Origin of the sequence: Klebsiella sp. 2-CIP_Kleb. (assembly GCF_050378715.1) — a bacterium.
GTDB lineage: Bacteria > Pseudomonadota > Gammaproteobacteria > Enterobacterales > Enterobacteriaceae > Klebsiella > Klebsiella quasipneumoniae.
Genome location: NZ_JBNRLG010000002.1, coordinates 170,034 through 188,874, shown reverse-complemented (window position 1 = coordinate 188,874; position 18,841 = coordinate 170,034). Strand labels below are relative to the sequence as shown.

The 18,841-nt window shown below is 58.5% G+C and carries 18 protein-coding genes; 16 read left to right on the top strand and 2 right to left on the bottom strand.

What is annotated here, in order from left to right:
- Positions 1 to 474: 474 nt before the first annotated feature.
- The 6 genes from cyoA to ACQUTP_RS08855 all read left to right on the top strand — a co-directional run bounded on the left by cyoA (position 475) and on the right by ACQUTP_RS08855 (position 5,840).
- A complete protein-coding gene (gene cyoA / locus ACQUTP_RS08880; protein WP_004204802.1) occupies positions 475 to 1,419 on the top strand; it encodes a cytochrome o ubiquinol oxidase subunit II in 945 nt (314 codons plus the stop codon).
- A gap of 19 nt (positions 1,420 to 1,438) precedes the next feature.
- Positions 1,439 to 3,430 carry a cytochrome o ubiquinol oxidase subunit I gene (gene cyoB / locus ACQUTP_RS08875; protein WP_004204804.1) on the top strand — a complete coding sequence of 664 codons (1,992 nt, stop codon included), beginning with the start codon at positions 1,439 to 1,441 and terminating at the stop codon, positions 3,428 to 3,430.
- Positions 3,420 to 4,031, top strand: a complete 612-nt coding sequence (locus ACQUTP_RS08870; protein ID WP_002891635.1) for a cytochrome o ubiquinol oxidase subunit III — start codon at positions 3,420 to 3,422, stop codon at positions 4,029 to 4,031. The genes cyoB and ACQUTP_RS08870 overlap by 11 nt, the downstream gene beginning before the upstream one ends.
- Positions 4,031 to 4,360 carry a cytochrome o ubiquinol oxidase subunit IV gene (locus ACQUTP_RS08865; RefSeq protein ID WP_002891634.1) on the top strand — a complete coding sequence of 110 codons (330 nt, stop codon included), beginning with the start codon at positions 4,031 to 4,033 and terminating at the stop codon, positions 4,358 to 4,360. Before ACQUTP_RS08870 ends, ACQUTP_RS08865 begins: the two co-directional genes overlap by 1 nt.
- 11 nt (positions 4,361 to 4,371) lie before the next feature.
- A complete protein-coding gene (gene cyoE, locus ACQUTP_RS08860; protein ID WP_002891629.1) occupies positions 4,372 to 5,259 on the top strand; it encodes a heme o synthase in 888 nt (295 codons plus the stop codon).
- A gap of 248 nt (positions 5,260 to 5,507) precedes the next feature.
- Complete coding sequence (locus ACQUTP_RS08855) at positions 5,508 to 5,840, top strand: hypothetical protein (RefSeq protein WP_017898918.1); 333 nt, start codon at positions 5,508 to 5,510, stop codon at positions 5,838 to 5,840.
- 38 nt (positions 5,841 to 5,878) lie between these two features.
- On the opposite strand, the gene ACQUTP_RS08850 is transcribed toward ACQUTP_RS08855, so the two are convergent.
- On the bottom strand, positions 5,879 to 6,637 hold the full coding sequence (locus ACQUTP_RS08850; RefSeq protein WP_004204808.1) for an IclR family transcriptional regulator domain-containing protein: 759 nt from the start codon (positions 6,635 to 6,637) through the stop codon (positions 5,879 to 5,881).
- A 152-nt stretch (positions 6,638 to 6,789) separates the two neighbouring features.
- Between ACQUTP_RS08850 and ACQUTP_RS08845 the strand changes: the two genes are divergently transcribed.
- From ACQUTP_RS08845 to ACQUTP_RS08810, 8 genes are all read left to right on the top strand, one after another.
- Positions 6,790 to 7,611, top strand: a complete 822-nt coding sequence (locus tag ACQUTP_RS08845) for a shikimate dehydrogenase family protein (protein ID WP_428902409.1) — start codon at positions 6,790 to 6,792, stop codon at positions 7,609 to 7,611.
- Entirely contained in the window at positions 7,608 to 9,284 is a 1,677-nt protein-coding gene (locus ACQUTP_RS08840; RefSeq protein WP_285755581.1) for an FAD-dependent oxidoreductase, read from the top strand. Before ACQUTP_RS08845 ends, ACQUTP_RS08840 begins: the two co-directional genes overlap by 4 nt.
- Before the next feature lie 13 nt (positions 9,285 to 9,297).
- A complete protein-coding gene (locus tag ACQUTP_RS08835; protein ID WP_004204812.1) occupies positions 9,298 to 9,618 on the top strand; it encodes an NIPSNAP family protein in 321 nt (106 codons plus the stop codon).
- A 10-nt stretch (positions 9,619 to 9,628) separates the two neighbouring features.
- Entirely contained in the window at positions 9,629 to 11,320 is a 1,692-nt protein-coding gene (locus ACQUTP_RS08830; RefSeq protein WP_032455633.1) for an FAD-dependent oxidoreductase, read from the top strand.
- A 58-nt stretch (positions 11,321 to 11,378) separates the two neighbouring features.
- On the top strand, positions 11,379 to 12,197 hold the full coding sequence (locus ACQUTP_RS08825; protein WP_004204814.1) for a sugar phosphate isomerase/epimerase family protein: 819 nt from the start codon (positions 11,379 to 11,381) through the stop codon (positions 12,195 to 12,197).
- Positions 12,198 to 12,207: 10 nt separating this feature from the next.
- Positions 12,208 to 13,569, top strand: a complete 1,362-nt coding sequence (locus tag ACQUTP_RS08820; RefSeq protein WP_017898923.1) for an MFS transporter — start codon at positions 12,208 to 12,210, stop codon at positions 13,567 to 13,569.
- Positions 13,570 to 13,900: 331 nt separating this feature from the next.
- Positions 13,901 to 15,079, top strand: coding sequence for a Gfo/Idh/MocA family protein (locus ACQUTP_RS08815; protein WP_004204816.1), 1,179 nt, complete (start codon positions 13,901 to 13,903; stop codon positions 15,077 to 15,079).
- 159 nt (positions 15,080 to 15,238) lie between these two features.
- A complete protein-coding gene (locus ACQUTP_RS08810; RefSeq protein ID WP_004204817.1) occupies positions 15,239 to 16,603 on the top strand; it encodes an MFS transporter in 1,365 nt (454 codons plus the stop codon).
- 43 nt (positions 16,604 to 16,646) lie between these two features.
- On the opposite strand, the gene ACQUTP_RS08805 is transcribed toward ACQUTP_RS08810, so the two are convergent.
- Positions 16,647 to 17,138, bottom strand: a complete 492-nt coding sequence (locus ACQUTP_RS08805) for a YajQ family cyclic di-GMP-binding protein (protein ID WP_002891465.1) — start codon at positions 17,136 to 17,138, stop codon at positions 16,647 to 16,649.
- 218 nt (positions 17,139 to 17,356) lie between these two features.
- On the opposite strand from ACQUTP_RS08805, the gene panE reads away from it, so the two are divergent.
- Together panE and yajL are read left to right on the top strand one after the other, a co-directional pair.
- Positions 17,357 to 18,268, top strand: a complete 912-nt coding sequence (gene panE / locus ACQUTP_RS08800; protein ID WP_017898925.1) for a 2-dehydropantoate 2-reductase — start codon at positions 17,357 to 17,359, stop codon at positions 18,266 to 18,268.
- Positions 18,231 to 18,824 carry a protein deglycase YajL gene (yajL, locus tag ACQUTP_RS08795; RefSeq protein WP_004204820.1) on the top strand — a complete coding sequence of 198 codons (594 nt, stop codon included), beginning with the start codon at positions 18,231 to 18,233 and terminating at the stop codon, positions 18,822 to 18,824. The genes panE and yajL overlap by 38 nt, the downstream gene beginning before the upstream one ends.
- Positions 18,825 to 18,841: the final 17 nt, after the last annotated feature.

Genomic DNA, 18,841 nt, shown 5'->3' with positions numbered 1-18,841 from the left:
CTGCATCATTATTAGCCGTTGTAATTACGAAACGTAATTATAACGGCTTATTAACGCTTTTATATTGCCCGCCGCGCTATTTGTTGTTTTGTGCGTTTTTGTTTTCTGGAAATTATTGACAGTTTTCATTCGATTCTTTAAATAATTTAACCGATTCAGCTACGCCGTTTTTATTTCACGTTTCCACAATGTCTTTTATTTGATAATTAAATGTTAAACAATTGTTCTAATTTTTGGGTGGTTATGCCCATTCGCCGCTAAGTACACCTTTTCTTATCCCTTTCGTTATCGATCCCACGAAAATCAGGCTTTGCAAGCGATTACGTAACACTACGTAACATATGTGACAAACCAAGCAGAAGCCGCTAACACAGAACTGACAGAGATCCAATCATGTTTACAGTAATGCAACCTTACCGTAAAATGCCCATACACTTTAAACGCCACCAGATCCCGTGGAATTGAGGTCGTTCAATGAGACTCAGGAAATACAATAAAAGTTTGGGATGGATGTCATTAATCGCAGGTACTGTATTACTCAGTGGTTGTGATTCTGCACTCCTTGACCCAAAAGGACAGATTGGACTGGAGCAACGCTCTTTGATTCTGACGGCCTTCGGCCTGATGATGATTGTCGTTATTCCCGCCGTCTTGATGGCAGTAGGATTTGCCTGGAAGTATCGCGCGAGCAATAAAGATGCGAAGTATAGCCCGAACTGGTCACACTCCAATAAAGTGGAAGCTGTGGTCTGGACGGTACCTATTCTGATCATCCTGTTCCTGGCCGTTCTGACCTGGAAAACCACTCACGCACTGGAGCCAAGCAAACCGCTTGTCCATGACGAGAAACCAATCACCATCGAAGTCGTATCGATGGACTGGAAATGGTTCTTTATCTATCCGGAACAGGGTATTGCTACCGTTAACGAAATCGCCTTCCCGGCGAACGTACCGGTACACTTCAAAGTGACCTCTAACTCGGTGATGAACTCGTTCTTTATTCCGCGCTTAGGCAGCCAGATCTACGCAATGGCCGGGATGCAGACTCAGCTGCACCTCATTGCTGACGAAGCTGGTACTTATGACGGTATCTCCGCTAGCTACAGTGGCCCGGGCTTCTCTGGTATGAAGTTCAAAGCGATTGCTACCCCGGATCGTGCAACTTTCGATCAGTGGGTTGAAAAAGCGAAACAGTCTCCGAACGCCATGGACTCTATGGCCGCGTTCGAGAAAGTGGCTGTGCCTAGCGAATACAACAAAGTGGAATACTTCTCTAACGTGAAACCGGATCTGTTCAAAGATGTTGTGAACAAATTCATGTCTCACGAGAGCATGAACATGTCCAAACCTGAAGGCGAGCATGCCGCTCACGACGGGATGGAAGGCATGGACATGAGCCACGCGGAAACCGCTCACTAAGGGGCCGAGGAAGAAAACGATGTTCGGAAAACTTACACTGGATGCAGTGCCCTACCACGAACCTATTATCGTGGTAACGGTGGCTGCGATTATCATTGGGGGACTGGCGCTTCTGGCAGCCATCACTTACTTCGGTAAGTGGTCCTACCTATGGAACGAGTGGCTGACTTCTGTCGACCACAAACGTCTCGGTATCATGTACGTTATCGTGGCAATCGTCATGCTGCTGCGTGGCTTTGCGGACGCCATCATGATGCGTAGCCAGCAGGTGCTGGCCTCGGCCGGGGAAGCAGGCTTCCTGCCGCCTCATCACTACGATCAGATCTTTACCGCCCACGGCGTTATCATGATCTTCTTCGTGGCGATGCCGTTCGTTATCGGTCTGATGAACCTGGTGGTTCCGCTTCAGCTCGGCGCACGCGACGTAGCCTTCCCGTTCCTCAACAACCTGAGCTTCTGGTTCACCGTTGTGGGCGTGATTCTGGTTAACCTGTCTCTGGGCGTCGGTGAGTTCGCGCAGACCGGTTGGCTGGCTTATCCGCCGCTGTCGGGAATTGAATACAGTCCTGGCGTAGGGGTCGACTACTGGATTTGGGCGCTGCAGCTCTCCGGTATCGGTACTACCCTGACCGGTATTAACTTCTTCGTGACCATTATCAAGATGCGCGCCCCGGGCATGACCATGTTCAAGATGCCGGTATTCTCCTGGGCATCTCTGTGCGCTAACATCCTGATTATCGCCTCTTTCCCAATTCTGACCGTCACCATCGCGCTGCTGACCCTGGATCGTTACCTGGGCACCCATTTCTTTACCAACGATATGGGTGGCAACATGATGATGTACATCAACCTGATTTGGGCCTGGGGTCACCCGGAAGTGTACATCCTGGTTCTGCCGGTGTTCGGGGTCTTCTCCGAAATCGCCGCGACCTTCTCGCGTAAGCGTCTGTTCGGTTACACCTCTCTGGTGTGGGCAACCGTCTGTATTACCGTTCTGTCGTTCATCGTTTGGCTGCACCACTTCTTCACCATGGGTGCTGGCGCGAACGTAAACGCCTTCTTCGGTATTACCACCATGATTATCGCGATCCCGACCGGGGTTAAGATCTTCAACTGGCTGTTCACCATGTATCAGGGCCGCATCGTCTTCAACTCGGCGATGATGTGGACTATCGGCTTTATCGTCACCTTCTCCGTCGGTGGGATGACCGGTGTGCTGCTGGCGGTACCGGGCGCAGACTTCGTTCTGCACAACAGCCTGTTCCTGATCGCGCACTTCCATAACGTTATCATCGGCGGTGTGGTGTTCGGTTGCTTCGCCGGTCTGACCTACTGGTGGCCGAAAGCCTTTGGCTTCACCCTGAACGAAACCTGGGGCAAACGCGCTTTCTGGTTCTGGATCATCGGCTTCTTCGTGGCGTTTATGCCGCTGTACGTGCTGGGCTTCATGGGGATGACCCGTCGTCTGAGCCAGCAGATCGATCCGCAGTTCCACCCGATGCTGGTTGTTGCAGCTTGCGGTGCGGCGCTGATCGCCTGCGGTATCCTGTGCCAGCTGATTCAGTTCTACGTCTCTATTCGCGACCGCGATCAGAACCGTGACCTGACCGGTGACCCATGGGGTGGCCGTACGCTGGAGTGGGCAACCTCTTCTCCACCGCCGTTCTACAACTTCGCTATCGTTCCTCAGGTTCACGAGCGTGACGCCTTCTGGGAAATGAAAGAGAAAGGTGAAGCGTACAAACAGCCTGCTCACTATGAAGAAATTCATATGCCGAAGAACAGCGGCGCCGGCATCGTCATTGCCGCCTTCGCTACGGTATTTGGTTTCGCCATGATCTGGCATATCTGGTGGATGGCGATCGCCAGCTTCATCGGCATCGTAGCGACCTGGATTATTAAGAGCTTTGACGAGGACGTGGATTACTACGTACCGGTTGCAGAAGTCGAAAAACTGGAAAAACAGCATTTCGATGAGATTAACAAAGCAGGGCTGAAAAATGGCAACTGATACTCTTGCGCATACTGCCCACGCGCATGAACACGGGCACCATGATACAGGACCGATGAAGGTATTCGGTTTCTGGATCTACCTGATGAGCGACTGCATTATCTTCGCTACGCTGTTTGCTACCTATGCCGTTCTGGTGAACGGCACGGCCGGCGGACCAACTGGCAAAGATATTTTCGAACTGCCGTTCGTTCTGGTTGAAACCGCACTGCTGCTGTTCAGCTCCATCACCTACGGCATGGCGGCTATCGCCATGTACAAAAACAACAAGAGCCAGGTGGTTTCCTGGCTGGCGTTGACCTGGTTGTTTGGCGCCGGATTTATCGGGATGGAAATCTATGAATTCCATCACCTGATCATGGAAGGCTTTGGTCCGGATCGTAGTGGCTTCCTGTCCGCGTTCTTCGCGCTGGTCGGCACCCACGGTCTGCACGTGACCTCCGGTCTTATCTGGATGGCGGTGCTGATGTTCCAGGTTTCACGTCGTGGCCTGACCAGCACTAACCGCACCCGTATCCTGTGCCTGAGCCTGTTCTGGCACTTCCTGGACGTGGTGTGGATCTGCGTGTTCTCGGTTGTCTATCTGATGGGGGCGATGTAATGAGTCATTCTACCGATCATAGCGGCGCTTCTCACGGCAGCGTGAAGAGCTACATGACAGGATTTATCCTGTCCATCATCCTGACGGTCATTCCGTTCGCCATGGTGATGAGTGGCTCCGCCTCGCATGCGGTTATCCTTGGCACCATTCTGGTGACCGCTGTGGTGCAGATCGTGGTACACCTCGTGTACTTCCTGCATATGAACAGCAAGTCCGATGAAGGCTGGAACCTGACCGCATTTATCTTCACCGTAATCATCATTGCGATCGTGGTTGTCGGCTCCATCTGGATTATGTGGAACCTGAACTACAACATGATGATGCACTAAGAGCGGCGAGTATGTTTAAGCAATACCTGCAAGTTACGAAACCAGGCATTATTTTTGGCAACCTGATCTCCGTGATCGGCGGTTTCCTGCTGGCCTCCAAAGGCCACATCGACTATCCGCTGTTCGTCTGGACGCTCCTTGGAGTATCCCTGGTGGTCGCCTCGGGTTGTGTATTCAACAACTACATCGACCGGGACATCGATCGTAAGATGGAACGGACGAAAAACCGGGTGCTGGTCAAAGGGCTGATCTCGCCAGAAGCTTCGCTGGTGTACGCCACCTTGCTGGGTATTGCTGGCTTTATGCTGCTGTGGTTCGGCGCAAATCCGCTGGCCTGCTGGCTGGGGGTGATGGGGTTCGTGGTTTATGTTGGCGTCTACAGCCTGTACATGAAACGCCACTCCGTCTATGGCACGCTGATTGGCTCACTCTCCGGCGCAGCGCCGCCGGTGATTGGCTACTGCGCAGTGACCGGTGATTTCGACAGCGGTGCGGCTATCCTGCTGGCTATCTTTAGCCTGTGGCAGATGCCTCACTCCTACGCCATCGCGATTTTCCGCTTCAAGGATTATCAGGCGGCGAATATTCCGGTGCTGCCGGTAGTGAAAGGTATATCGGTCGCCAAAAACCATATTACGCTGTACATCGTCGCCTTTGCCGTTGCGACCCTGATGCTCTCGCTGGGCGGCTATGCCGGGTACAAATACCTGGTCGTAGCGGCAGCGGTCAGCGTCTGGTGGCTGGGCATGGCGCTGCGCGGCTACAAAGTGGCAGATGATAAAGTCTGGGCGCGTAAGCTCTTCGTCTTTTCCATCGTTGCCATCACTGCGCTGTCCGTGATGATGTCCGTTGACTTTATGGTGCCGGATTCACATAGTCTGCTGGCTTATGTGAGATAATCACCCGCTCCAGTATGATATAAAGCCCCGTTTTTACGGGGCTTTTTCTTTTCTGTTTCACGTCTTTTTCCTTTCTCAATTCATACTTCCCTCCCCTCCCCCACACCGTTTTCGTAGCTACCCGCTAATAAATGAGGAAAAAATGAGCTTATACCAACCGGACGTCGCTCGCCCCGTTCAGCTCTACGGTGCTACCTTTCGCCTCGGGCTTATGCCCGTTTTGGAAATATTCAATACAAGGAATTGCAATGAAAGAGTTAACACTGAACGAAATGGACTACATCTCCGGCGGCTTTAACCTGTTCGGCGCGGCCAGCGGCTTCGCCAGCTTCGTCGCCAACTCGGGCATCGGTTTCACCTCATTTGTCCTCACCTCTGGCAACGCATTCGCCTCGTTCGTCTGCGACAGCACAATGGCGTTTGGTTCCTTCCTGACCGGTCAGTCAAATTGGGAAACCTTTGTGACCGCCGGTAAGGATAACTGGGGAAGCTTCGTCAATACCGCCGGCAACAGCTGGAACACCTTTGTCGATAACGCCGCCAGCGACTGGAGCAGTTTCCTGAACAAAGCATCAGCCTAAGCGACATCTTGCCGAGGGCAGCGCATCGGCTGCCCTGTTTACCCCACCAGCATCGCCTGCGCGCTGTAGAGCAGATCGAGATGATCACGGCATAACGCTTCCAGCGAGGTCCGCGATTGATGGCTGGTCAGACTTAGCGCTCCCCACCAGGTTCCTTCCCTGTCGGTTAACGGTACCGCCAGCACCAGCATGCCAATCTCAAACTCCTGTTCAATGGTGGCGTATCCCTGACGCCGCACCTGAGCGATTTTCTCCATCAGCGGCGCGACGTCGGTCACCGTATAGGGCGTGCGTTGTTCCCGGGTAATGCGCTGCAGAACCGCTTCACACTCTGCTTCCGGCAGCGAAGCCAGCCATAATCGCCCCCCGGCGGTACAGAAGATGGGCACCCGCTCCCCTAACCGAACCGACGTGGAGTTAAACGGCGTATGCCGGCTGCGGGCGATATAGACCAGCTCATCTTCATCCACCACCCCCACCGAGGCGTGCTCTTCGGTCCGGCTGGCGATGTATTCGACAATCGGTCGCACCATGCGTGGAAACTGCGCCGAATCAACATAGGCCTGGCCAAGCCGCAGGGTCTTCGGGGTAAGCCAGTAATAGCGCCCATCGGTTTGCAAATAACGATCATGCAGCAGCGTCAACAAAAAACGTCGTGCCGCGCTTTGCGTCAGACCGCTCATTTTCGCCGCCTGGGCAACAGTGAGCTTTGGGCAGTTTTTGGAAAAAAGCTGGATCAACGCCAACCCTTTTTGTAAACCGACGATCAGATCGCGTGGATGAATGGTGTTTTGCATATTCGCTCACATTTTTGCAACATCATTATCGATTTCCTGCGATTATCGCAGCGATGGTGCGATTAACAACCAACATGTCCGAATTCTGCGTTGTCGCTCCCAGCTTCCGCTGAAATACTTTCACAACATTCATTTAACAAATGAGGTTTGAAATGGTCAGTGGAACTACCCAGGTTGTCGCCGTGATTGGTCATCCGATCGCCCAGGTGAAATCACCGGATAACTTCAACCGCTACTTTGCCGAACAGCACATGGACAGCGTCATGATCCCGGTGGATATCGTCCCGGACGCGGTGGCCGCCTACCTCAACGCCCTGCGCGGCTGGCAGAACATGAGCGGCGTGCTGGTGACGGTACCGCATAAACAACGCGCCGCCGCGCTGGTCGACGAGCTTACGCCGCGCGCTCGCCGACTCAACGCCATCAATGTGATCCGCAAGCTGGCGGATGGCCGGTTACAGGGCGATATGCTGGACGGCGTCGGATTTCAGCTTGTCGCCGAGGCACAGGGTTTTCAGCCGGCAGGTAAGCAGGCGCTGCTCTCCGGTTGCGGCGGCGTCGGCAGCGCCATCGCCTGGGGATTGTGCGAGGCGGGGATCCGCCAACTGGCGCTGCACGATCAAAACCCGGCCACCCGGCAACGCCTGCACGATCTTCTGACCGAGGCCTTTCCGGCGGTGCAACTGAGCACGCTGCCGGACAGCCTGCACGGTGTCGATCTGCTGATCAACGGCTCGCCGGCCGGCATGGCCGGGTTTGATGCACTGCCCCTACCCCAGGCGCTGCTGGAGACGCTCGACAGCGCCACCCACGTGGCCGACGTTGTCACCGCCCCGGTGATGACGCCGTTGCTCACCTTCGCCGCCGCCCGCGGCTGCCGGGTACAGACTGGGCCGGAAATGGCGCTGGCGCAGATGACGCTGATGGGCCAGTTTATCGGCGCCATCCCGTCGGCGCAGGGAGCGGCGGCATGAAAAGCTGGGATGTGATCGTCATCGGCAGTGGCGCCGCTGGCTTTGCCGCCGCGGTCACCGCCAGCTGCAAAGGGCTGTCGGTGCTGATGCTGGAGAAAGCCGGTCAGTTCGGCGGCACCTCGGCTATCTCCGGCGGCGCCGTGTGGCTGCACGATACCGACCAGGCGCGCGCCGAGGGCAAAAGCGGTAGCGCCGAAGCGATCAAAACCTATCTACGAACCATTATCGGCGAGGCCCACTACCGCGAAGATATCGCCGAGGCGTTTGTCCGCACCGGGCGAGAGGCCCTCTCCTTTCTGGAGCGCGAGGGGGCGGTGAAATATAGCCTGCGCCCGCTCTCACCCGATTACTATCCGGATGAGCCCGGCGCCGTCGACGTCGGTCGGGCGCTGGAGGTGGTCGAGTATGACGGCCGTGAACTGGGGGACGCGTTTCGCGACCTGCGCTCGCCTCCGCCGGGGATGCTGCTGTTTGGCGGGATGATGGTCAACCGCGTCGACATTCAACATTTTCTCGATATGCGTCGCTCGCTGCGCTCCCTGGCCCATTGCACCCGGCTGCTGCTGCGCTACGCCCGCGACCGGGTGAAATATCCTCGCGGCACCCGCCTGGCGATGGGCAATGCGCTGATTGCCCGCATGGCGACCACGGCGCTGCGTAAAGGCATGAGCCTTCGGCTGAATGTCAATGTGCTGGCGCTGTGCGAATCGCAAGGCGCGGTCACCGGGGTAGAGATTGACTATCAGGGGCAAAAAGAGACGCTACACGCCCGCCGTGGGGTGGTGCTAGCCGCAGGCGGCTTTGCCGCTGGCGCGCTGGCGGCGCGCTATCGGCCTCACACCCGAGAGCACTTCACCATGTCGCCGCCAGCCAATGATGGCGCCGCTCTGCGTCTCGCGGCGGCACTCAACGCTCGCGAGGGAGCCGATCGCGCGTCCAACTTTTTCTGGGCGCCGGTATCGGTGCTGACCCGGGCCGACGGCAGCGAGGAGCGCTTCCCCCACCTGGTGACCGACCGGGCCAAGCCGGGCGTGATTGCCGTCAATCAGCGGGCGGTACGCTTCGTTAACGAGTCCAGCTCCTATCACCATTTTGCGAGCGCGATGCAGCGTGCAGCGGAGAATGCCCCCTGCTTTTTACTGTGCGACGCGCAGGCGATGAAGTGTTATGGCCTCGGGCTGGCGCGCCCGGCGCCGGTGAACAATGACGCCCTGATCGCCGCTGGCTATCTGCATAGAGCCGATACCCTGGCCGCGCTGGCGCAGCAGCTTGGGCTGGATGCCCACGCCCTGAGCGAGACGGTCGCCCGCTACAATCGTGACGCCGCGCAGGGTGTGGACCGTGAGTTTGCCAAAGGCGGCAACAGCTATAACCGGGCGATGGGCGATCCGGGCCGTCATCCTGACGCCTGCAACGCTCCCCTGCTCAGCGCGCCGTTCTATGCCATCAAACTCTATACCGGCGATCTGGGGACTTCTCGAGGTCTGGTCACCACCGCCGATGCCCAGGTCGTCAACGCTGAAGGCAACCCCATTGCGGGGCTGTACGCGGTGGGAAACGACATGGATTCGCTGATGGCCGGCACCTACCCGGGTCCCGGCATCACCCTTGGCCCGGGGCTGACGTTTGGCTACCTCGCCGCCTGCCATCTGGCGCAACCCGCCACCCACTAATCAGGAAAACATCATGATCTACGAAAAACGCACCTACACCATCAATCCGCTGAAAATGGCCGACTGGCTGGCGCTGTACCAAAGCGATGCCCTGGCGGTGCAAACTGACCATCTTGGCAAACTGATCGGCTTCTTTTTTACCGAGATCGGCGTGGTCAATCAGGTAGTGCACATCTGGGCTTACGAAAGCCTGGACGATCGTCTGGTACGCCGCGCACGGATGGCCCAGGACGAGCGTTGGCAGACCTTCTCGCGGAAAAACCGCGAACTGGCCGCCGTGGAGCGCCTCGAATCGGTGCTGATGCGCCCCACCGCTTTTTCACCATTGCAATAAGGAGTCCATCATGAGCGGGCCTGTGAAGGTGGATGTGCTGGTGGTCGGATCCGGCGCGGCGGGACTCTCTGCCGCGGTCACCGCGGCAGTGCACGGCGCCAGCGTCATGGTGGCGGAGAAAGCGTCAGTGCTCGGCGGGACCAGCGCCTGGTCCGGCGGCTGGCTGTGGATCCCCTGCAACCCGCTGGCGCGAGCGGAGGGCATCGACGAAGCGGCCGATGCCCCGCTGACCTATCTGCAGCATGAGATGGGGGGAGAAGCCGCCGACGTTCGCTTGCAGACCTTCCTGCATTACGGGCCGGAAATGGTGGATTTTTTTCATCAACGGACGGCGGTGAAGTTTCTGTCGGGCAGCACCATGCCGGACTTTCACGCGTCGCCGGGCGCGGCGAACGGTGGGCGGTCGGTCACCGCTCAGCCCTACGATGGCCGCCTGCTCGGCGACTGGCTCCACCGACTGCGCCCGCCGCTGGAGACCATCAGTCTTGCCGGGATGGGCATCGCCGGCGGCGCGGACATGGCGCATTTTTTCAACGCTACCCGCTCGCCGCGCTCTGCGCTGTATGCCGCCCGCCGCCTGCTGCGCCACGGCTGGCAGCGGCTGCGCGCCGGACGAGGGCTGCATCTGGTCAATGGCAATGCGCTGGTCGCCCGTCTGCTGCGATCCGCCCTCGACGCCGGGGTGCGTTTTCAGCTCAACGCCCCGGCGGTCAGACTGCTGCAGGGTCCGCAGGGAGTGTCCGGTGCAGTGCTGCGCAGCGACGGCGGGGAGATACTCGTCGAAGCGGGCGCCGTGGTGCTGGCCTGCGGCGGTTTTCCCCACGATCGGCAGCGCCTGGCGCAGGTGGTGCCTCATGCCGCGGAGGGTTACGGCCATTTCTCCGCCGCGCCGCCTGACAATCAGGGCGAGGGGATCCGCCTTGGCGAATCCGCCGGCGGCCAGTTCGATACCCGCCTGCGCCACCCGCTGGCCTGGGCGCCGGTGTCCCGCGTCACCCTCGCCAGCGGCCAGCAGCTGATGTTTCCCCATCTGGTGGAACGCGCCAAGCCCGGGGTGATCGCCGTCCTGCCTAACGGCAAACGCTTTGTTAACGAGGCCGACTCCTATCACGACTTTATCGCCGCCCTGCTGGCGGCGACGCCCGCGGGCGACACGCCGCAGGCCTGGCTGCTGGCCGATCGGCGCGCGCTGCGCCGCTATGGCCTGGGCCACGCCAGGCCCTTTCCGTTCTCCCCTACCGCCTGGCTGCGTACCGGCTATCTGCGGCGAGGAAACACCCTTGCCGAGCTGGCGAAGCGGTGCGCCATCGATACCGATGCGCTGGCGGAAACCGTTGCACGCTTTAACCATTTTGCCAGCACCGGTGAAGACATCGATTTTCACCGCGGCGCATCGGCCTATAACCGCGCGCAGGGTGACCATCAGGTGACGCTCGGAGCGCTGCGCGAAGGGCCGTTCTACGCGGTGCGCATTCTGCCCGGCTCGCTGGGCACCTTTAGCGGGTTACAAACCGACGAACACGCTCGGGTGTTGGATGGGCAGCAGCAGCCGATACCGGGCCTGTTCGCCATCGGCAACGACATGTCGAGCGTGATGCGCGGCTATTACCCCAGCGGAGGGATCACCCTCGGGCCGGCTATGACCTTCGGCTACCTGGTGGGCAAAAATCTGGCGGCAAACACAATAAAAACAAAGCAATAAAAACCAGGGACGGCAATACCCCTGGCTAACTTCACCTGCAACTGTACCGGAGCCCTTTATGAACATGCGTACCCTATCGCTCGCCGCGCTGAGCCTGCTCGATGTCCCTCCCCCCGAACAGGTGCGGATAGCGGCCAGAACCGGTTTTACCCACGTGGGACTGCGGCTGCTGCCCGCCACACCCGCCGACCCGGACTACGACATGCTGGGCGATACCCCCGCCGTCCGCGCGACCCTGGCCGCGCTGATGGAAACCGGCATCCGCGTCTCGGACGTGGAGATCGTCCGCCTCAGCCCGGGGTTTACCCTCGACGATCGGCTGCAGCGCTTTATGGAGACCGCCGCGCGGCTTGGCGCCGGACAGGTGTTAGTCGCCGGGAATGACGACAACCTGCAGCGCAGCGCCGACAACCTGGCCACTCTCGCCGCAGCCGGTCGCTCATTTGGCCTGACCATGAACCTTGAGCCGATGCCCTGGACCCAGCTGCGCACGATCGCCGATGCGCAGGCGCTGATCGCCGCCAGCGGGCGGGAAGATATCGGCATCCTGGTGGACGCCCTTCATTTCTGGCGCGCGGGGGAATCGCTCGCCGCCCTCTCCAGCCTGCCCGCGCATCATCTGAACTATATGCAACTCTGCGATGGCGCGGCGCAGCGGCCGGAAAGCGAGCAGGAGCTCATCCGCCAGGCCCGCTCAGCGCGCAACGTGCCGGGGGAAGGCGGTCTGGATCTGCACGGTCTGATGGCGGCACTGCCGGCAACGCTACCGGTCTCCCTCGAAGTGCCGCTGGACGGTGAGCAGGGCGCCCTGCCGCCCCTCCAGCGGGCGCAATTACTGTTCAATGCCGCGCAGCCCTACCTGCGCTCCTGCGCATAAGGAATACGCTATGACACAGACTCAACGCCTGGATGTCAGAGAGTTAATTAACCGTAATCCTCTGAGCCGCTTTCAAAAGCAGATTATTTTTCTCGGCTTTTGCGTTATCGCTCTTGATGGGTTTGATATCGCGATCATGGGCTTTATCGCCCCGACGCTGAAGCTGGAGTGGGGGGTAAGCAACCACCAGTTGGGCCTGGTGATTAGCGCCGCGCTGATCGGCCTCGCGCTGGGCGCTATTTTCTCTGGCCCGCTCGCCGACTGGCTGGGACGCAAGAAGATCATCATCAACAGCGTCTTCTTCTTCGGCTTCTGGACCATCGCCACCGCCTTCTCGCACAACATTGAGCAGATGATGTTCTTCCGCTTTATGACCGGCCTCGGACTGGGCGCCGCGATGCCGAACATCGGGACGCTGGTGTCGGAATACGCTCCGGAACGCCAGCGCTCATTTATTATTACCGTCATCTTCTGCGGCTTCACCTTCGGCGCGGCGGCCGGAGGATTTACCGCGTCATGGCTGATCCCGCAGTTTGGCTGGCACTCGCTGATGGCGCTCGGCGGCATTCTACCGCTGCTGTTTGCCCCCCTGCTTATCTGGCGGCTGCCGGAATCGGTTCGTTTTCTGGTGATAAAACAAGCGCCTGCGGCGCGCATTCGCGCCATCCTCAATCGTCTTTATCCCGGACAAATCAGCGACAACGTGACGTTTATCCTGCCGGCGCAGCCGGCGGCCGGGAATGCGATGCGCATTGTGCTCTCCCGCCAGTATGGCTTTGGCTCGCTGATGCTATGGCTGGTCTACTTTATGGGGCTGTTCCTCGTCTATATTCTCGGCAGCTGGCTGCCAACGCTGGTTAAGGAGGTCGGGCTTACCGTCAGCCAGGCGGCCGTCATGACGGCCATCTACCAGGCGGGAGGTACCCTCGGCTCGCTGTTTGCCGGCTGGCTGATGGACCGCATCAATCCCCATCGCGCGCTGGGGATGATCTACGCCGTCGGCGGCCTGTTTACCATGGCGATGGGCTACGCGGCGGGCAGCTTTGCCCTGCTCTGTATGCTGGCGTTTATCAGCGGCGCCTGCCTGAACGGCGCCAATACCGGCATGAACGCCCTCTCCGCCCGTTACTACCCCACGCAGGCGCGAGCGACGGGATCCAGCTGGATGCACGGCGTCGGGCGGATCGGCGCGATCCTCAGCGCCTTTGCCGGCGCTGAGATGATGGCGCTCAACCTGCCCTTCGAAAGCGTCTTTTTGATCCTCGGCATCCCGGCAGCCCTCACCGTCGCAGGCCTGGCGGCGAAGGGTATCTTTGCAGCCGGTAATCCTCCCGCCGCTTCGCCAGCCCCCGCATCTGTGCGCGGAGCGTAATGTCGTCGTCTTCCTCCGGTGCAATCTGCGGATTGCACCGCACGTTGAGGTTAAAAAGAAAATTTATTTCATCTTGCTCTGTAACGAAAAGCATTCCGCCACATTCCGGCCTGTACCCGTCGCCGTTGATTCCCCTCTCCTTTTCAACCCAGCGGAAAATAAACTTCTGCTTATTCGATCCCCTTCGCATATATGAAAAATAAATTCCACAATACAATTGAAACAGAACAAACATTTCCTTAAGTTTAGGTCAGTCTATCCGGATGCGCGTTGCCGCAGGCGTCGGCATTGAGCGCCTCAGAGTGCGAATGATTTCAAAAAGGAGAGCACCATGTTAAACGGTCTGAAACCCTTATCCCGTTCCCTGCGTTGGGGCATGGTCGGCGGCGGGGGAACCAGCCAGATCGGCTACAGCCACCGCTGTGCGGCGCTGCGTGACAATGTTTACACCCTACTGGCCGGCGCGCTTGACGTCGATGCCGAGCGCGGGCGCGCGTTCGGTGAGCAACTGGGCATCGCGCCGGAGCGCTGCTACGCCGACTACCAGACCCTGTTTCGTGAAGAGGCGCAGCGCCCTGACGGCATCGAGGTCGTCTCGGTCACCACCCCGAATAATACCCATTTCGCCATCACCAAAGCGGCGCTGGAAGCGGGCCTCCATGTCATCTGTGAAAAGCCCCTCTGTTTTACCGCCGAAGAGGCGCGCGAACTGGTGGACCTGAGTAAAAAACAGAACAAAATCGTCGGCGTCACCTACGGCTATGCCGGCTATCAGATGATCCAGCAGGCGCGGCAGATGATTGCCGATGGACTGCTCGGCGAGATCCGCATCGTCAATATGCAGTTCGCCCACGGCTTTCATAACCAGGCCGTCGAGCTGCAGGCAGAATCCACCCGCTGGCGCGTGACGCCGAAGTTCGCCGGGCCCAGCTATGTGCTGGGAGATTTGGCCACCCATCCGCTGTTTGTCGCCGAAACCATGGCGCCACAGCTCAATATCAAACGGCTGATGTGCTCCCGCCAGAGCTTTGTTCCCTCTCGCGCGCCGCTGGAAGATAACGCCTTTGTCCTGATGGAATATGACAACGGCGCGGTTGGCTCGATGTGGACCAGCGCGGTGAACAGCGGCGCCATGCACTCGCAAAAAGTACGCATCGTCGGCGAAAAAGCGAGTATCGAATGGTGGGATGAGCATCCTAACCAGCTCAGCTATGAGGTGCAGGGCGAGCCGGCGCGCATTCTGGAACGCGGGATGCCCTACCTGAGCGCAAACGCGCTGGCGGACGATCGCATCGGCGGCGGTCATCCGGAAGGGCTGTTTGAAGCCTGGGCCAACCTCTATCGCCGCTATGCGCAGGCAATTGACGCTACGGACCGTGACGATCGCGCCTTCCTGCAAGACTTCTGGTATCCGGACGTCGAAGCCGGTCTGCACGGCGTCTATTGGGTCGAGCAATGCGTCAAATCGGCTGATGCCGGCAGCCAGTGGGTTGACTTTACTTTACCTTAATTTTCCCCCTCGCCAGTGGAGTCCTCCTCCACTGGTTTATTGATTTTTACCAACTTGTCGCATCGCGCAACAGCCCCGTAATATCTGTTAAACAAACATTTATTTACGCTTCTTACCCCCCGCCGCTACACTAGGCGCAGTTTTTATATTGAGGTGGTAATGAACGATAACAAAATGACGCCAGGGGAACTGCGCGCGACCTGGGGTTTGGGGACGGTATTCTCCCTGCGCATGCTTGGCATGTTTATGGTCCTGCCGGTTCTGACCACGTATGGCATGGCATTGCAGGGCGCCAGTGAAGCGCTGATTGGCCTGGCGATCGGCATCTACGGTCTGGCGCAGGCGGTGTTCCAGATCCCCTTTGGACTGTTATCTGACCGTATTGGCCGTAAGCCGTTGATCGTCGGCGGCCTGCTTATTTTCGTGCTCGGCAGCGTCATCGCCGCGCTCACCGACTCCATCTGGGGCATCATTCTTGGCCGCGCCCTTCAGGGCTCCGGCGCCATCGCCGCCGCGGTCATGGCCCTGCTCTCCGATCTCACCCGCGAACAGAACCGCACTAAAGCGATGGCGTTTATTGGCGTCAGCTTCGGCGTCACTTTCGCTATCGCCATGGTGCTGGGGCCGATTATTACCCATCAGCTGGGTCTGCACGCCCTGTTCTGGATGATCGCCATCCTGGCGACCGTCGGCATTCTGCTCACCCTGTGGGTGGTTCCCAACAGCCAGAACCACGTGCTTAACCGCGAATCCGGGATGGTGAAGGGCTGCTTTAGCAAGGTGCTGGCGGAGCCGCGCCTGTTGAAGCTCAACTTTGGCATCATGTGCCTGCACATCATGCTGATGTCCACTTTTGTCGCGCTGCCCGGACAGCTGGAGGCCGCCGGCTTCCCGGCCGCCGAGCACTGGAAGATTTACCTGGTCACCATGGTTATCTCCTTCATCTCGGTGGTGCCGTTTATCATCTACGCCGAAGTGAAGCGTAAGATGAAGCGCGTCTTTTTGCTCTGCGTCGCCATCCTGCTGATTGCGGAGATTGTCCTCTGGGGCGCAGGAGGCTACTTCTGGGAGCTGGTGGCGGGCGTTCAGCTCTTCTTCCTGGCGTTTAACCTGCTGGAAGCGCTGCTGCCGTCGTTGATTAGCAAAGAGTCGCCGGCGGGCTACAAAGGCACCGCGATGGGCGTCTACTCCACCAGCCAGTTCCTCGGGGTGGCGATTGGCGGCGCCCTTGGCGGTTGGGTCGATGGTTTCTTTGATTCGCAGACCGTGTTTCTGCTGGGCGCCCTGCTGGCGATGCTGTGGCTGCTGGTGGCCAGCACCATGAGCGAGCCGCCCTACGTCAGCAGCCTGCGGGTAGAGGTACCGGACGGCGTGGTGGTCGACAGCGCGCTGCAGGCGCGTCTGCTGAATGCCAGCGGGGTTCATCAGGCGCTGGTGGTGCCCGAGGAGCGTTCGGTGTATATCAAAATCGACAGCAAAGTCACCAACCGCTTTGAGATAGAGCAGCTCATCAAAGGGGTATAAAAAAAGCGGGGAATTCCCCGCTTTTTGCTGTCTGTCGGCCGCCTTAGTCGCGGAAGTTTTTGAACTGGAACGGTTGTCCCAGATCGCCACCGCGCACAAGCGCCATCACCGACTGCAGATCGTCGCGGGACTTACCGGTCACGCGGATCTCTTCGCCCTGAATCTGGGCCTGCACTTTCAGCTTGCTGTCTTTGATCAGTTTAACGATCTTCTTCTGCACCGCGCTTTCAATGCCCTGCTTCAGCTTCGCTTCAACAAACCAGGTTTTACCGCTGTGTACGATATCTTCCGGCACGTCGAGGGAGGTGCCTTCAATGCCGCGCTTGAGCAGCTTGGCGCGCAGGATATCCAGCAGCTGGTTCACCTGGAAGTCAGACTCGCTCAGCACTTTAATGGTCTTGTTGGCGTCGTTTAATTCAAACGTGGCTTCAACGCCACGAAAATCAAAACGCGACTCGACTTCGCGGCTCGCGTTGTCTACCGCGTTACGGGCTTCCTGAAGATCAACTTCAGAGACAATATCGAAAGATGGCATCTTTTCCTCTCCTTCCGTTTCTTTTGCGTTGCATAATACCTGCAACGCGGCATAACTCAACTTGTTATCCCGGAAGCTTAGCTGATTACGCAACGCTCGCGCTATTTTCCCCATGCTGCCCGACGACGCCGAAACCCCCTTTCCGTGCGACGATGCGAAAAGCGACGAGATAGACTTTAGTCATCAGCGCCTGGGGTAGCGGCAGATGAGGAGGAACAATGAAAGTAACCGTACTGGGATGCGGTGCACTGGGACAACTATGGCTGACCGCGTTGTGCAAACAGGGACATGAAGTCCAGGGCTGGCTGCGCGTGCCGCAGCCATTCTGTAGCGTCAACGTCATTGAAACCGACGGCTCGGTGTTCAACGAGTCGCTGACGGCCAACGATCCCGATTTTCTTGCCAGCAGCGAGCTGCTGATTGTCACTTTAAAAGCCTGGCAGGTTTCAAACGCGGTGAAGCACCTGGCCGCGATCCTGCCGGACACCACGCCGATTGTGCTGGTGCATAACGGCATGGGAACCGTCGAGGAGCTGCGCAGCGTGAAACAGCCGTTGCTGCTGGCCTCCACCACCCAGGCGGCGCGCCGCGACGGGAATGTCATCATCCACGTCGCCCAGGGCACCACGCATATCGGGCCGGCGAAAAGCTACGAACAGGACTACAGCTACCTCGCTGAAGTGCTGCAGAACGTGCTGCCGGATGTCGCCTGGCACAACAATATTTTCTCGGCCACCTGGCGCAAACTCGCGGTTAACTGCGTGATTAACCCCCTGACCGCGATAAAAGGGTGTAAAAATGGCGATCTGCGCGACTATCCGCAGGAAGTTGCGGCCATTTGTCGCGAGGTGGCGGCAGTGATGGAGCGCGAAGGTATTCATACCTCGGCAGAAAACCTGCTATTTTATGTCGAACAGGTGATTGAAAGTACGGCAGAAAATATCTCATCCATGCTGCAGGACGTTCGCGCCCAGCGGCACACGGAGATCGACTATATCACCGGTTTTCTGCTCAACCGCGCCCGCGCCCACGGCGTTGCCGTACCGGAAAACGCCCGCTTATTTGAACTGGTCAAGCGTAAGGAGAATGAATATGAGCGCGTCGGCACTGATTTGCCTCGCCCCTGGTAGCGAAGAGACCGAAGCGGTCACCACTATCGACCTGCTGGTCCGCGGCGGGGTGAAGGTGACCACCGCCAGCGTCGCCAGCGACGGCGGCCTGACCATCGTCTGCTCGCGCGGCGTCAAGCTGCTGGCGGATGCTCCTCTGGTCGAGGTGGCCGATGGCGATTTCGATATTATCGTCCTCCCGGGCGGCCTCAAGGGAGCGGAGTGCTTTCGCGACAGCCCGCTGTTGGTGGAAACCGTCCGCCAGTTTCATCTCTCTGGGCGCATTGTGGCCGCTATCTGCGCCGCTCCGGCGACCGTGCTGGTACCTCATCATCTGTTCCCGATCGGCAACATGACCGGTTTTCCAGCGCTGAAGGCGCAGATCCCCGCCGATCAGTGGCAGGATAAGCGGGTGGTCTGGGATCCGCGGGTGAATCTGTTAACCAGCCAGGGTCCAGGGACATCGATTGATTTCGCCCTGAAAATGATCGATCTGCTGGTGGGGCGCGAGAAAGCGTATGAGGTCGCCTCACAGTTGGTGATGGCCGCCGGCATCTATAATTACTACGAAGCCTGATAGCCGGTCCGCGCCGC

What these genes read in the sequence shown, in the direction of transcription:
- cyoE (WP_002891629.1), top strand. Translation starts at nt 4,372, where the DNA reads ATGTTTAAGCAATACCTGCAAGTTACGAAACCAGGCATTATTTTTGGC.
- ACQUTP_RS08810 (WP_004204817.1), top strand. Translation starts at nt 15,239, where the DNA reads ATGAACGATAACAAAATGACGCCAGGGGAACTGCGCGCGACCTGGGGT.
- ACQUTP_RS08835 (WP_004204812.1), top strand. Translation starts at nt 9,298, where the DNA reads ATGATCTACGAAAAACGCACCTACACCATCAATCCGCTGAAAATGGCC.
- ACQUTP_RS08825 (WP_004204814.1), top strand. Translation starts at nt 11,379, where the DNA reads ATGAACATGCGTACCCTATCGCTCGCCGCGCTGAGCCTGCTCGATGTC.
- ACQUTP_RS08805 (WP_002891465.1), bottom strand. Translation starts at nt 17,138, where the DNA reads ATGCCATCTTTCGATATTGTCTCTGAAGTTGATCTTCAGGAAGCCCGT.
- ACQUTP_RS08830 (WP_032455633.1), top strand. Translation starts at nt 9,629, where the DNA reads ATGAGCGGGCCTGTGAAGGTGGATGTGCTGGTGGTCGGATCCGGCGCG.
- ACQUTP_RS08845 (WP_428902409.1), top strand. Translation starts at nt 6,790, where the DNA reads ATGGTCAGTGGAACTACCCAGGTTGTCGCCGTGATTGGTCATCCGATC.
- ACQUTP_RS08850 (WP_004204808.1), bottom strand. Translation starts at nt 6,637, where the DNA reads ATGCAAAACACCATTCATCCACGCGATCTGATCGTCGGTTTACAAAAA.
- yajL (WP_004204820.1), top strand. Translation starts at nt 18,231, where the DNA reads ATGAGCGCGTCGGCACTGATTTGCCTCGCCCCTGGTAGCGAAGAGACC.
- cyoB (WP_004204804.1), top strand. Translation starts at nt 1,439, where the DNA reads ATGTTCGGAAAACTTACACTGGATGCAGTGCCCTACCACGAACCTATT.
- ACQUTP_RS08870 (WP_002891635.1), top strand. Translation starts at nt 3,420, where the DNA reads ATGGCAACTGATACTCTTGCGCATACTGCCCACGCGCATGAACACGGG.
- ACQUTP_RS08840 (WP_285755581.1), top strand. Translation starts at nt 7,608, where the DNA reads ATGAAAAGCTGGGATGTGATCGTCATCGGCAGTGGCGCCGCTGGCTTT.
- ACQUTP_RS08815 (WP_004204816.1), top strand. Translation starts at nt 13,901, where the DNA reads ATGTTAAACGGTCTGAAACCCTTATCCCGTTCCCTGCGTTGGGGCATG.
- ACQUTP_RS08855 (WP_017898918.1), top strand. Translation starts at nt 5,508, where the DNA reads ATGAAAGAGTTAACACTGAACGAAATGGACTACATCTCCGGCGGCTTT.
- panE (WP_017898925.1), top strand. Translation starts at nt 17,357, where the DNA reads ATGAAAGTAACCGTACTGGGATGCGGTGCACTGGGACAACTATGGCTG.
- ACQUTP_RS08820 (WP_017898923.1), top strand. Translation starts at nt 12,208, where the DNA reads ATGACACAGACTCAACGCCTGGATGTCAGAGAGTTAATTAACCGTAAT.
- ACQUTP_RS08865 (WP_002891634.1), top strand. Translation starts at nt 4,031, where the DNA reads ATGAGTCATTCTACCGATCATAGCGGCGCTTCTCACGGCAGCGTGAAG.
- cyoA (WP_004204802.1), top strand. Translation starts at nt 475, where the DNA reads ATGAGACTCAGGAAATACAATAAAAGTTTGGGATGGATGTCATTAATC.